Genomic DNA, 13,592 nt, shown 5'->3' with positions numbered 1-13,592 from the left:
TCGCAGAGAAGGGAAAGCACTGCCATGTCCGACCTCACGCCCGCCCTGCGCACCCAGGTCCGGCAGATCGTCGCCGACGTCCTGGAGGTCCCGGCCGACGAGATCGCCGAGGACAAGAGCCTGGAGGACCTCGGAGCCGACTCCCTGATGGTCATCGAGATCGTCTCCCGCTTCGAGCGCCGGCTCGGCATCCGGATAGCGCAGGAAGAGATGACCGAGCTGGTGGACCTGAGGACCGCCTACGACCTGGTCGCCCGTCACCTGCCGTCCTCGGAGGCCGCGGGTGTCTGACGCGACGGCGCACCGCGTCGTGGTGACCGGACTCGGCGCGGTGAGCAGCCTGGGCATCGGTGCCCGGGGGTTCATCGACTCGCTGCGGGCTGCCCGCAGCGGCATCTCGCCGATCCGGTCCTTCGACGCCTCGGGGTTCGACCACACGCAGGCTGGTGAGGTCCACGACTTCGTGCCGGAGGACCATCTGGAACGCCTCGACCCGCGGCAGTGGGGGCGCAGCAGCCAGTTCGCCGCCGCGGCCGCCCGTCTGGCGGTGCGGGACGCCGGATGGGACACGGCCGAGCTGTCCGCCCGCCGGGCGGGCAGTGCCATGGGCACCACCAACGGTGAGGCCCGGGTCTTCCAGGACCTGACCGAGCAGTGGCTCGAGCGCGGCCTGGCCGACCTCGACCCCGGCCTGATCGCACAGGCCCCGGCCGACCGGATCGCGGCGGCCGTCAACACCGAGCTGCGGCTGCGGGGCGAGGCGCAGACGTTCGGCACGGCGTGTGCGGCGAGCAACTACGCCCTCGGCTACGGCTTCGACCAGATCCGCAGCGGCTGCGCCGATGTGATGGTGGTGGGCGGCGCCGACGCGGTGAACCGTGTCACCCACGCCGGTTTCCACCGTCTGGGCGCCGTCGCCCCCGACGCCTGCCGCCCGTTCGACGAGGCACGGGCCGGCATCCTCACCGGCGAGGGCGGTGTCGCCCTGGTCCTGGAGTCCTGGGACAGCGCCCGGGCACGCGGAGCCCGCGTCTACGCCGAGGTGCTGGGATACGCCCTCACCTGCGACGCCAGACACCCGACGCAGCCGGACCGCGCAGGCATCGCCGAGTGCATCCGTCGCGCTCAGAAGAACGCCGGGGTCACACCCGACGAGATCGACTACATCTGTGCGCACGGCACCGGCACACGGGCCAACGACACGACCGAAGTGGCCGCGGTCCGCGAGGTGTTCGGCGACCGCATCCCTCCGATCAGCAGCATCAAATCGATGCTGGGACACACCATGGGGGCGGCCAGCGGTTTCGGGGCCATCGCCTGTTGCGCCGCTCTCCACGAGGGCTTCCTCCCGCCCACCGCGACGGTCCGGACCCCGGACCCCGCGCTCGGACCCGGCGTCGACTGCGTCGCCCGCGAGGCCCGGGAGGCGCAGCCCCGCATCGTGGAGAATCACGGCTTCGCCTTCGGCGGCAACAACGCCATCGTCATCCTGGGGAGTGCGCAATGACGGACGCCGCAGTCACGGATACCGTGACCACGGACACCGCGCCGGCGACGCACCGGACCGCGTCCACCGCCGTGATCATCACCGGCTACGGGGTGCTGAGCCCGGCCGGCATCGGAGGGAAGGTGCTGGGCGAGGCCTTGCGCACCGGGACACTCCCGTCCGGGGAGAGCGGGACCACCGAGCCCGGCGGAGCGCCGCCCGGCGAGGCGCTGCCGCCGCTGCGCCGGCTGCCCGTGCCGGACTTCGACCCGCGAGAGCATCTCGGACACAAGGGCCTGAGCAGTCTCAGCCGCACGGCCGTGCTGGGCATGACCGCCTGCGAGCTGGCCCTGCGCAGCCTGCCGGAGCCGGTGCCCGAGGAGCAGCGGTCCACCACCGGGGTGGTCCTGGGCACCAGCACCGGCAGCGCCCGCGCGATCGGTGAGTTCTTCCGCGACACCTACGAGCAGGAGCGGCCCTACCTGGTCAGCCCGGCGCTGTTCCCGGGCATCCTGCTCAACCATGCCGCCGGCCAGGTCGCGATGCGCCACGGTTTCACCGGGGTCAACGCCTCCCTGGCCGGCGGCCGGATCTCCGGTCTGTCGGCCCTGCGGTACGCGCGCAACGCCGTGCTCACCGGGCAGGCCGGCCGTGTGCTGGCCGGGTCCATGGAGGAGCTGAGCCCGCAGGGAGCCTGGGCGTGGCACCGGGCCGGACTGCCCGCCGGGCACCCGGTCGGCGAGGGCGGCGCCGTGTTCGTCCTGGAACGCGGCACCACCGCCGCCCACCGGACGGTGGCGGAACTGCACGCCTGCGAGACCGGCTTCGCCCCGCCCGAGGACGGACCCGCCGCGGTCGCCGAGGCGTTGGCCCGCTGTGTGACCGATGCCCTGGCCGCCGGCGGCGTCACACCGGACCAGGTGGAGGTCGTGTCGGCCGGCGCCACCGCGCTGCGGGGCTGGTCGGCCGTCGAGGCGCGCGGCCGCGGTCGGGCCCTGGACGGCTGCCGTCCCGTGGTGCTGCGGGCGCAGGACGTGCTGGGGGAGACGCACAGCGCGGGCGCGGCCCTTCAGCTGGCCGCTCTCCTGGGTTTCTGGGAACAGGAGGCGGTGCCCGGTCGGGCCCGCTGGGGTCTGGTGACCGCCGTCGGCGCCGACGGCTCGGTGGCGGCGGCGCTGCTGCGCAGACCGCCGGCGGTCAGCTGAGCGCCGGTCCCGGCCCGGCCGGCCGTACCGCCGCGGCGAGGACCGTGGCCGTACGGCCGGCCTCCGCTGGGGGCAGCGGCGGCCGGACCGGGATCAGGCAGGCCGCGACCGCCTTGTTGACGGCGTCGACCCGGGAGACGGCACCGAGCTTGCGGTAGGCGTTGTGCAGGTGCCGTTTCACCGTGCCTTCGGTGACGCCGAGGGCCGCGGCGATCTGACGGTTGCTCATCGCCAGGGCCACGCAGCCGAGCACTTCGCGCTCCCGTAACGAGAAGTCCGAGGTTGACAGCGGCGGGGACGGCGACCCGGCCGGACGCGGGCCGTCCGGACACGGTGCTGCGGCGGCAGGCCGGCCGGTGCGCAAGGCGTCGATCGTGCGCAGCAGCTCGCCCCGGCCGACGTCCTGGTGCAGGCACGCACCGGCCCCGGACGCCAGCAGTTTCTCGATCTCGTGGGGACAGCGGACCGACAGCACCAGTACCTGCGTGGCGGGGCCCGCCTGCCGGATCCTCCGGATCGTCTCGCTGCCGTACCGTCCCGTCATACGCAGGCTGAGCAGGACGAAGTCCGGCTGCAGCGCACGCACGGCCCGGACTGCCTCGGCACAGGAGGCCGCATGCCCGACGACCGTCAACCTCGCCTGCTTGATGAGGAGTTCACCGAGTGCGTCACGGACCAGACTGTGGTCGTCCGCTATGACGACACGCATCGTTGGCGGTGCCATACAAGATCCCCCGTTGGTTGCGGTCCGACGTCTCAGGAGGAGCGGACGCCCACACGGCAGCCATGATCCGGCCGCTCACCCCCCGTAAGTGGCAGATCATCGTTGCCCCGCTCCGCCGTGGGAGACGGATCGGCGCCCGCGGGGCGGGCAGCCATGTCGTGGGGGGCTCGACGATGCGGCCGACACCCTTGTCAGCATCGTGCGAGGCCGGCCCGGGAAGGCCGGATCCGGGCCGTGCCGTCGGGAGTCGTCCGAGTGTGGAAGAGCGTGAGGGTGCGATGCCGTCCCGCCGCTCGTGACGGTCCGGCGCCCGCTCGGTGCCAGGCGGTCAGCGCTCGGCCGGACATGCATGAGACTCCTTGGAGTTCAGGCAGTCCGGCACCGGGACCGACCCTCATGACAAGACCCTCGGAAGGTAGCGAATGCGCCACCTGGTCTGTCAATGTGAGGTGACATAGATCACCTTGCCTCATGCCTCGGGCGGGCGTCTGCGGGTGCGGTCCGACCGGCTGCGCCGCACGTCGGCAGGGGCGGGGCCAGGGCGGCCACGCCCGGCTCCGCTGGCGCGGGCCGTGACGCGGCGGTCGTACCCACCGGTGTCCTGTCGGCCAATCGCAGGCCCGCCGGGCAGCCGTGCTACGGGGCGTGTCTCCGTGTCCGCTTCCATGAGGGCGGCGGGTGCACCCACCCGGCTCCCCGCCGTCCTGCCGTCGGGTGACTGGCGGCGCGGGCTCCGGGTAGGCGGGGCAGTAGTCCCACGCCGTTGCCGACCGACTGGCCGGAGGACGCCATGACCGATCCGTATCCCGACCCGGTGTCGCCGTCGCCCACGCCGGGACCGGACCCCGAGCATCCGCCGCCGCGCCCGCATCCGGTGCCGCCGCCGGAGCCGCCCCCCGCCCCGGAACCGCCTCCGCCGCCCGCACCGCCTCCGGCGCCCCCGCATCCCGGGCCGCCGCCCGAGCCGTCGCCGTCGCCGATCCCGCCGGGGCCGGAACCGGTGCCCGACCCCGAGCCGGGGCCGCCGCTGACGTGAGGCGGGGAGAAGCACAGGGAGCGGGCCGGAACGGCCCTGCGCAGCTGTTGTCCGACGTCCGTCGGGCGGGGCGGCCGGGAGACACGGCCTACGCCGTGACCTCCGACCGGTCCCCGCCCCACAGCGTGTGGAAGGACCCCTCTCGGTCCACCCGTCGGTAGGTGTGCGCGCCGAAGAAGTCCCGCTGGCCCTGGGTGAGCGCGGCCGGCAGGCGCTCGGCGCGCAGTGCGTCGTAGTAGGCGAGGGCCGCGGCGAAGCCGGGCGCGGGCACGCCCTGGCGGGTCGCGGCGACGAGGACCTCCCGCCAGTCGTCCTGGGCCGCCGCGATCTCCTGGGCGAAGGTGTCGTCGGACAACAGGCTGGGCAGGTCCGGCCGGGCGTCGTAGGCGGCACGGATACGGTCCAGGAAGGCCGCGCGGATGATGCAGCCGGCCCGCCAGATCGCGGAGACCGCACCGAGGTCGATGTCCCAGCCGTACTCGGCGCTGCCCGCCGCGATCTCGTGGAAGCCCTGGGTGTACGACACGATCTTCGACGCGTACAGCGCCTGCTCCACCCGGTCCGCGAAGGCCCCTGCCTCGGACTCCGGCAGCGGCGACGCCTTCGGTCCCGCCAGGCCCCGGGAGGCCCGGCGCAGGTCAGCGTGGCCGGACAGCGAGCGCGCGAACACCGCCTCCGCGATGCCGGACACAGGCACCCCCAGGTCGAGGGCGATCTGCACGGTCCAGCGACCGGTGCCCTTCTGCTCGGCCTGGTCCGCCACCACGTCCACGAACGGCCGGCCCGTCGCGGCGTCCACATGGGAGAGCACCTCGGCGGTGATCTCGATGAGGTACGAGTCGAGCCGGCCGGTGTTCCAGGTGCGGAAGATCTCCGCGATCTGCGCGGGGGAGCAGCCGCCCACCTCGCGCAGCAGCTGGTAGGCCTCGCCGATCAGTTGCATGTCGGCGTACTCGATGCCGTTGTGCACCATCTTCACGAAGTGCCCCGCGCCGTCCGGGCCGACGTGGGTGACGCAGGGCGATCCGTCCTTCGCCTTCGCCGAGATCTTCTCCAGCATCGGGCCGAGCGAGGCGTACGACTCCGCCGAGCCGCCCGGCATGATGCTCGGGCCGTGCAGCGCGCCCTCCTCGCCGCCGGAGATGCCGGTGCCGACGAAGTGGATGCCCCGCTCGCGCAGCTTCCGCTCGCGGCGCCGGGTGTCGGCGAAGTGGGCATTGCCGCCGTCGATGATCATGTCACCCGGTTCCAGCAGCGGGGCGAACTCCTCGATCACCGCGTCGGTCGGCTCCCCCGCCTTCACCATGATCATCAGACGGCGCGGACGCTCCAGCGCCGCCACGAAGTCCTCGGGCTTCTCCGTGGGCACGAAGTCGCCCTCGTGACCGAACTGCTCCACCAGGTCGTGCGTGCGCTGCGCGGTGCGGTTGTGCAGGGCCACGGTGTAGCCGTTGCGTGCGAAGTTGCGGGCCAGATTGCGGCCCATGACCGCGAGCCCCGTGACGCCGATCTGGGCTGTCGTGCTCATACCGCTCGCTCCTCAGTCGTCCGTGCCGGTCTTCGCCGGCCGTCCCGGCTGCTGCCGCCCTCCGGCTGCCCCCCTCCGGTCGTCGTCCGTGGCGGCCGTCCGCCCTCGCAGCCGGCGGGGCAGCCGGCCGCTTTCGGGCCTGCCGAGCCTGCCGGGCAGTCGGCTGTCCTCCTTCCGGAGCCCTCCGGTGGCTCCTGCCTTCGGAGATCTCCGGTGGTTCCGGTCTCCGGATGCCTCCGGCGTTCCCCGGTCGTCGTCCGTGCCAGCCCGCGGTCACCCATGGTCCGTCGCGAGACCGGCTGCGACCATCGTGACGCGCCGATGCGGTCGCCGCACATCCGTCGCGGTCGGCTCCCCGGCGCGTGCTCCGGCTCCGCGGCTCCGTGCCTCCGGACGCGGCCCGCGGCCGGGTGGGTGCGTCGGCCTCCCCGGTGCGCCGGTCCGTGCAACAAGCCGTCGACGGCGGCCGCTTGATGCGGTGAAGCGACCTGGTGCGCTCTTGTCACGGCCTTTTCACGGCGAATAGCTTTTGGCCTCTCCTGACACACGGCAAGGGGGGCTCGACGACATGGCCGCACGCGGCCGGCACCGCCGGTACCAGCCGAACAGGATCAACCGCGTCTCGCTCACCGTCACCGCCGGCGGCGCCGGGATCGCGCTGCCGCTCGTCGGCGCGGACGTCGCCCACGCGGCCGACGCCGCCACCTGGAACAAGGTCGCCGCCTGTGAATCGGGCGGGAACTGGCACATCAACACCGGCAACGGGTATTACGGCGGTCTGCAGTTCAGCCTGTCCACCTGGAAGGCGTTCGGCGGCACCAAGTACGCATCGCGGGCGGACCTGGCCACCCGCGAGCAGCAGATCGCCGTCGCGGAGAAGGTGCTCGACGCGCAGGGACCCGGTGCCTGGCCGGTGTGCTCGCGGCGCGCCGGCCTGACCCGAGGCGGCCCGGCACCCGACGTGCACCCCGACGGCGGGACCGCCAGGGTCGTACGACAGGAGAAGCCCACCGCCTCCGGGTCCGAGGCGGCGACCGTGCGTGACACGCACGACGTCAAGCCGCAGACCACGCCGCAGTCGCGGGCCGGCCGGACCGAGATGTACACGGTGGTCCGCGGCGACACGCTCTCCGGGATCGCCGAGGAGCAGCGGGTGCGCGGCGGCTGGCAGCGACTGTACGAGGCCAACCGTGCCACGGTCGGCGACGACCCGGATCTCATCCTGCCCGGCCAGCGGCTGTCGCTGGAGACCACGCGGACCACGGGAGGCAAGCGGGCGTCCGGGACCACGAAGGGAACCGAGCGGTCGTCGGGCGCCGGGCACAGCACCAAGGGCACCTCCGGCACGAGCACGTCCGGCACCACCGCCGAGCGCGCGACGGACACCCGCAAGGCGACGTCCTCGTCGCGCAGCTCCCGCTCCACCACCGCGCACCGGCTCGCCGCGCCCGTGCGGGCCACGATCGGCACGGGGTACCGGGCCGCCGGCGCCCACTGGTCCAAGGGCTACCACACCGGTGTGGACTTCGAGGTGCCCACCGGCACCCCCGTGCAGGCCGTCGCCGCCGGGCGCGTGGTCAGCGCGGGCTGGGGCGGTGCCTACGGCTACCAGGTGGTGATCCGGCACGAGGACGGCCGGTACAGCCAGTACGGGCATCTGTCGGCGATCTCGGTGAAGGCCGGGCAGACGGTCGGTGCCGGCCGGCGCATCGGCCGCTCGGGTGCCACCGGCAACGTGACCGGCCCGCATCTGCACTTCGAGGTGCGCACCGGGCCCGGGTTCGGCACGGACATCGACCCGGTGGCCTACCTCCGGGCCGGCGGCGTCAGGCTCTGACGCGGCTGCGCGGACCCAGCGGGCGGCGGTCGGGGGCCGGCACCCTCGTGGACCGGCCCCCGGCGCACGAGGGTGCGGACAGCGGGTCGGACCGGTGACCGAGGGCCGGGCCGACCACCGTCAGCGTCGCCGGCGGGGCCGTCGGCGGGGCCGTCGGCCCGACGCTGCGGTATGCGGCCTGCGACAGCAGCATGCCCGCGAACACCGCTCACCGCTCACTGTTCCGCCGGGCGGCCGGCTGCCGGTCGGCCGCCCGGCCCGGCGGAGGCAGGTGCCGGTGCTGTTCGCCGGCGTCCAGGCCGTCCCGGTGGGCACCCGGGCCACACCCGATCCGATGACGCCCCGACCAGAGAGGAGCCTGCCATGTCCGCCGAGCCGTTCCAGGTCAGCATCACCGAAGCCGAGATCGCGGACCTGCGCGAACGATTGCGACGGACACGGTGGCCCGAGCGCGAGCCGGTGGACGACTGGTCACAGGGTGTGCCGCTGGCGTACGCGCAGGAGCTGTGCCGCAGCTGGGCCGAGGACTACGACTTCGGGTTCGCCGATCGGCTGAACGCGTTCCCGCAGTATCGCGACACGATCGACGGGCTGGGCATCCACTTCCTGCACGTACGCTCGCCGGAGCCGGACGCGTTCCCACTCGTGATCACGCATGGATGGCCGGGCTCGGTGCTCGAGTTCCTGGAGATCCTCGGACCGCTGACCGACCCGCGCGCACACGGCGGCGACCCGGCGGACGCGTTCCACGTGGTCGCGCCGTCGCTGCCCGGATACGGCTGGAGCGACAAGCCGTCGACGACCGGGTGGGGCGTCAGGCGCATCGCGCGCGCCTGGGACACGCTGATGGTGTCGCTGGGGTACGAGCGGTACGGCGCGCAGGGCGGCGACTGGGGTTCGGCGGTGTCCGCGGCGCTGGGCGAGGTGGCGCCCGAGCGGGTCGCCGGCGTGCACGTGAACATGGGCTCCGTGGCGGCGGGCGCGTTCGACGACCCGACGCCGGCGGAGCTGGCGAACCGCCAGGCCGAGAAGGAGATGCAGCGCACCGGCCGGGGCTATTCGGCGATCCAGGCGACCCGGCCGCAGACGCTCGGTTACGGCCTCACCGACTCCCCGGCGGGGCAGGCCGCCTGGATCGCCGAGAAGTTCTGGGCGTGGACGGACAACGACGGCCATCCCGAGGACGCGTTGTCGCGGCAGACGATCCTCGACCAGATCTCGGTCTACTGGTTCACCGCGTCGGCCACGTCGTCGGCGCGCCTGTACTGGGAGAGCTTCGCCGGTTTCCGGGACAAGGTGACCGCGCCGTCCGGGCTGTCGGTCTACCCGCGCGACATCACCCGCCCGTCCAGGCGGGAGGCCGAGCTGCGGTTCACCGACCTGCGCTGGTACGAGCAGTTGCCGCGGGGCGGCCACTTCGCCGCGCTGGAGCAGCCGGAGTCGCTGGTCGAACAGGTGCGCGGGTTCTTCCGCCTGTTCCGTTGACTGTCCGGCCCCGCTGACTGTCCGGTGTCCGGTGACTGTCCGGGCTGCGCCCCGCAGGCCGGGTGCCGAGCGTCGAGTGCGGTCGAGTGCGTGGGGGAGCGTGCGCCGAAGCGGCGGATGCGCTCGGTCCGTTGCCCTGGACTTCCCACCCCGCCCGAGCGCGGTCGGCGCACGCGCCTCGCCCGCGCCCCGCCCGGCGCACGACCGTCGCCCGCACCCCACCCGGCGCACAGTCGCCGCACGGAACCCCGCCTGCCGCAGGGCCACCGCACCCCGCCCGGTGCCCGCCTGATACCACTGCTCCCGTGGATCTCGACGACGACCGGCCCTCCGCCCCCGCTGCCTCCGCACTCGACCCCGGGCTCGCCGCGCTGCGTTTCCTCGGCGGGTTCTTCGTGCTGCGCACGGGTGCCCCGCCCGGCGCACCGCTGCCCACGCTCGCCGAGGCGTACGCCGTCCCGCCGGCCGGGTCCCGGGACGCCCTCGCCGACCGGGTCCGCCGGGTGGCCGACGCTCTGGCCGCCCCCGAGGTGCGGGTGGCCGCATCGGTGGCGCAGCAGGCGCTCGCGGCCCGGCTGTGGTCGGTCGCGCTGGGCTGCGCGGTCCGGTACGGGCGGCTGCCCGACCTCGATCCGCGGCTGCTGCGCTGGGACCCGGCCGGCAGCGCCCCCGGCGACCTGTGGCTCACCGTGGTGCGCCCCGGAGCGGACGGGAACGCGGAGGCCGTGGCCGAGGCGGTCCTGCACGGCCACCTGGAACCGCTGAACGCGGCCGTGCGCGCCCGGTACCGGCCGGCGTCCGGCCTGCTGTGGGGCAACGCCGCCTCGGCCCTGGTGGGAGCGGCGCGGCAGCTCGTCGGCCGGGCGAGCGAGCAAGGGCGCCCGGACACCGCCGAGCGCGTCCGCGTGCTGGCGGCAGAGATCCTCGCCCACCCGTTGCTCGCCGGTACCGGCACCTTCGCCGCGCCCGGCTCCCTCACCGGGTTCCGGCGGCGCAGCTGCTGCCTGTACTACCGGATCCCCGCAGGCGGGTACTGCGGGGACTGCTGCCTCCCCCGCCCCGCGCGCACGCCGGCTCCCTGACGCCCGGCTCCCTCACGCCCGGCTCCCTCACGCCTCGCAGCGGCACGCGGCGCGGGCCGACGTGTCCCCAGGGGTGCGCGGCACGCCCGCCTCAGGCATCCCGGTCCGTATCACCGGCCACCCCGCAACCCCCCGCTTTCGTCAGTTCCCTGGACGCGCGCCCGAATCCGTGCTGTCATCCCTGTGCTGCCCATGACAACGTTGTTTCACACCGGAACGAACAAACCCGCAACCGGGCAGGCACACAAGCCGCCAGTTTCCTTCCCTCCAGGAGGATGCGTGCGCACGACTCGTCTCAGAGACCGGCTGGCGCTGCTGCTCGCCGGAGCGCTCGGTCTCGCCGCCTTCACCTCGGCACCCGCCGCCGGTGCCGACCTCGCCGACGACCCCGTGGAGGTGCACGGGCTGAAGGGCGAGTACTACACCCAGTCCGCCCCCGGCGCCTTCGACTTCCACGAGCTGAAGGCCACGGCCTTCGACCCCTCCCTCGACTTCGACGACCTCGAACCGCGCCTGGCCGCCACCACCGGGCAGTCCGACGACGTCAGCGTCCGCTGGACCGGCCGGCTCGTGCCCGAGAAGACCGGCGCCCACACCTTCTCCGTCTCCGCCGACAACGGCTTCCGCCTCTGGGTGGGCGGCTCGCTGGTCATCGACCACTGGGTCGACGACTGGGACGTGGAGCAGACCTCCGCCCCGGTGGAGCTGACCGCCGGCCGGGCCTACGACATCAAGGTCGAGTACTTCGAGCACTACGGGGGCTCGAACCTGCACGTGCGCTGGACCGAGCCGGGCGGCACCAAGGAACCCGTCCCGCAGTCGGCGTTCCTGCTGCCCGAGGGCTACGCCTACGACGGTGCCATCGCGGCCACCGTCCTCGGCGACGGCCGTACCCTGAAGCTCGACTTCGCGCAGAAGCTCGCCGCCCCGCCCGCCTCCCTCACCGACCACCTGAACGCGGTGATCGGCGGCGCCACCTGGCCGCTGGGCGACGCACGCCCGGACGCCGGCGACCCGCGTGCCGTGCTGGTGGAGCTGAAGGAGCCGGTGGTCGGCAACAAGACCGGCACCGCCCGCGGCACCGCCGACGTGCGCTACGACGGCCAGGGCGGTCTCGCCTCCGCCGACGGTCACCCGGTCGGCGCCTTCTTCAGCAGCGGCCCCAACCGCTCCACCTACGAGCTGCGCACCCGGTGGGCCGACCAGGTGGGCCCGGACAACGCCCTGCCGGAGTACCCGCGCCCGCAGCTGACCCGCACCCAGTGGCAGAACCTCAACGGCCGCTGGCAGTTCGCCGCCGCCGAGGCCGGTGAGCAGCCGCCGGTGGGCAGGAACCTGCCCGAGCGGATCCTGGTCCCGTACCCGGTGGAGTCCCAGCTCTCCGGGATCGAACGGCACGAGGACCGCATGTGGTACCGGCGCACCTTCACCGTCCCGGCCGACTGGAGGATCGGCCACGGCAAGCGGCTGCAGCTGAACTTCGGCGCGGTGGACTGGAAGGCCGAGGTCTACGTCAACGGCACCAAGGTGGCCGAACACCAGGGCGGCTACGACAAGTTCAGCGCCGACATCACCGACGCGCTCGTGCCCGGCCGCACCCAGGAGCTGATCGTCGGTGTCCACGACCCGACCGACGCCGCGGACGGCGAGAACCCGCCGCTGGGCAAACAGCGCCTGGACCCGAGCGGCATCTGGTACACGCCCACCTCGGGCATCTGGCAGACGGTGTGGATGGAGCCGGTCGCCCCCGACCACGTGGGCTCCCTCGAGCTCGTCCCGGACGTCGCGCACGGCACGCTGAGCATCGAGGTCCAGGGCGTCCGCGACGGCCTCCCGGTCACGGCGACGGCGTACGACGGCAAGCGGAAGGCGGCCACGGTCCGCGGCCGCACCGGTGGCCCGCTGACCCTGACGATCCGCGATCCGCACCTGTGGTCGCCGGACGACCCCTTCCTGTACACCCTGAAGGTCCGTGTGGGCGCCGACGAGGTCGGCAGCTACTTCGGCATGCGCTCCGTCGCCGTGGAGAACGTGAACGGCGTGCCGCGCACCCTCCTCAACGGCGAGCCCGTCTTCATGATGGCCACCCTGGACCAGGGCTTCTGGCCCGACGGCCTGTACACCGCGCCCACGGACGAGGCGCTGGCCTACGACCTGAAGGTGCACAAGCAGCTCGGCTTCAACGCCGTGCGCAAGCACATCAAGATCGAGCCGGACCGCTGGTTCTACTGGGCCGACCGGCTGGGCCTGCTGGTCTGGCAGGACATCCCGTCGACGACCGCGGGCGTCACCCCGTCCGCCGCGGCCCGGGCCGAGTTCGAGCGGGAGATGAAGGAGATCATCGACGAGCACATCAGCAGCCCGTCGGTCGTCATGTGGGTCACCTTCAACGAGGGCTGGGGCCAGTACGACGAGGCCCGCATCGCCCAGCAGGCCAAGAGCTGGGACCCGAGTCGGCTGATCAACGGCATGTCCGGCATCAACCTGGGCAACGACGGCGGCGCCGGCGACATCCTCGACGAGCACGGCTACCCCTCGCCCGCCCTGCCGCCGCACCCGGACGGCAAGCGCGCCCTGGTCAGCGGCGAGTACGGCGGACTGGGCCTGGCGGTGCCCGGACACGCCTGGTCGGTGCAGCAGAGCTACGTCGACGTCGACCCGGCGACCTACACCGACGACTACCTGGCCAAGCTGGACGAGGTGCGGGCACTGGTGTGCCGCGGCAGCAACGGCGCGGTCTACACCCAGATCAGCGACGTGGAGGGCGAGCTGAACGGTCTGCTCACCTACGACCGTGCGGTGCTCAAGCCGGACGTCGACCGGGTACGGGCCGCCCAGCAGGCGCTGATCCGCGACGCCTCGCGCGCCACACCCGCCGGCTGCCCGGCCGTCTGACCCGTCGCATCCGCGTCCGGCGGGCGACGCCCGGTGAGCCCGGCGCCCGCACGGGCGGACCCCGGCGCTCCGGCGGGGCGCCCGCCTGCCGCCCGGCGGGGCGGTGACCGGCATCCGCAGTCACCGCCCCGCCGGCGCATCCACGGCGTACGGCACCACGCACCGGCCGGAGAGGCGCGCCGGCCGGTGCGTCCGTACGCAGGGGGCCGGTGCGTCCCTTCACGGGGGCTGGACGTGGTGCGGCAGAGACCCGGGGACGGCCGCCCGGCCGCGGGCGGTGCGCCACCGGTGCCGAAGTGACCTCGGCTCCCGCT

Annotated in this window: 9 protein-coding genes; 7 read left to right on the top strand and 2 right to left on the bottom strand. The window is 73.7% G+C overall.

The annotated features are described in order from the left end of the window. The first annotated feature begins 24 nt into the window (after nt 1-24). From OG899_RS02085 to OG899_RS02075, 3 genes are read left to right on the top strand one after another with little or no spacing between them, the layout of a single operon-like run. Nucleotides 25-291, top strand: a complete 267-nt coding sequence (locus OG899_RS02085; protein ID WP_125499007.1) for an acyl carrier protein — start codon at nt 25-27, stop codon at nt 289-291. Continuing rightward, the gene (locus tag OG899_RS02080) at nt 284-1,507 is read left to right on the top strand and encodes a beta-ketoacyl-[acyl-carrier-protein] synthase family protein (protein ID WP_406310873.1); all 1,224 of its coding nucleotides are present in this window, start codon (nt 284-286) and stop codon (nt 1,505-1,507) included. Before OG899_RS02085 ends, OG899_RS02080 begins: the two co-directional genes overlap by 8 nt. Next, the gene (locus OG899_RS02075) at nt 1,504-2,691 is read left to right on the top strand and encodes a beta-ketoacyl synthase N-terminal-like domain-containing protein (RefSeq protein ID WP_125499009.1); all 1,188 of its coding nucleotides are present in this window, start codon (nt 1,504-1,506) and stop codon (nt 2,689-2,691) included. The genes OG899_RS02080 and OG899_RS02075 overlap by 4 nt, the downstream gene beginning before the upstream one ends. On the opposite strand, the gene OG899_RS02070 is transcribed toward OG899_RS02075, so the two are convergent. Both OG899_RS02070 and gndA read right to left on the bottom strand, forming a co-directional pair. Next, the gene (locus tag OG899_RS02070; RefSeq protein WP_125499010.1) at nt 2,684-3,415 is read right to left on the bottom strand and encodes a response regulator transcription factor; all 732 of its coding nucleotides are present in this window, start codon (nt 3,413-3,415) and stop codon (nt 2,684-2,686) included. The two genes, OG899_RS02075 and OG899_RS02070, sit on opposite strands and share 8 nt — an antisense overlap. Nucleotides 3,416-4,539: 1,124 nt before the next feature. Next, entirely contained in the window at nt 4,540-5,979 is a 1,440-nt protein-coding gene (gene gndA / locus OG899_RS02065; protein WP_125499012.1) for an NADP-dependent phosphogluconate dehydrogenase, read from the bottom strand. A gap of 568 nt (nt 5,980-6,547) precedes the next feature. Here gndA and OG899_RS02060 point away from each other — a divergent pair. From OG899_RS02060 to OG899_RS02045, 4 genes are all read left to right on the top strand, one after another. Beyond that, nucleotides 6,548-7,816, top strand: a complete 1,269-nt coding sequence (locus tag OG899_RS02060) for a transglycosylase family protein (protein ID WP_168130949.1) — start codon at nt 6,548-6,550, stop codon at nt 7,814-7,816. Nucleotides 7,817-8,179: 363 nt separating this feature from the next. Next, entirely contained in the window at nt 8,180-9,301 is a 1,122-nt protein-coding gene (locus OG899_RS02055) for an epoxide hydrolase family protein (RefSeq protein ID WP_189427682.1), read from the top strand. A 305-nt stretch (nt 9,302-9,606) separates the two neighbouring features. After that, the gene (locus tag OG899_RS02050) at nt 9,607-10,383 is read left to right on the top strand and encodes a (2Fe-2S)-binding protein (protein WP_125500487.1); all 777 of its coding nucleotides are present in this window, start codon (nt 9,607-9,609) and stop codon (nt 10,381-10,383) included. Between the two features lie 279 nt (nt 10,384-10,662). After that, nucleotides 10,663-13,278, top strand: a complete 2,616-nt coding sequence (locus OG899_RS02045; RefSeq protein ID WP_168130951.1) for a PA14 domain-containing protein — start codon at nt 10,663-10,665, stop codon at nt 13,276-13,278. Nucleotides 13,279-13,592 lie beyond the last annotated feature (314 nt).

The organism is Streptomyces thermoviolaceus (genome assembly GCF_045209695.1).
Taxonomy (GTDB): Bacteria; Actinomycetota; Actinomycetes; order Streptomycetales; family Streptomycetaceae; genus Streptomyces; species Streptomyces thermoviolaceus.
The sequence above is the reverse complement of the archived record's forward strand: the minus strand, read 5'-3'. Positions and strand labels throughout refer to the sequence as shown.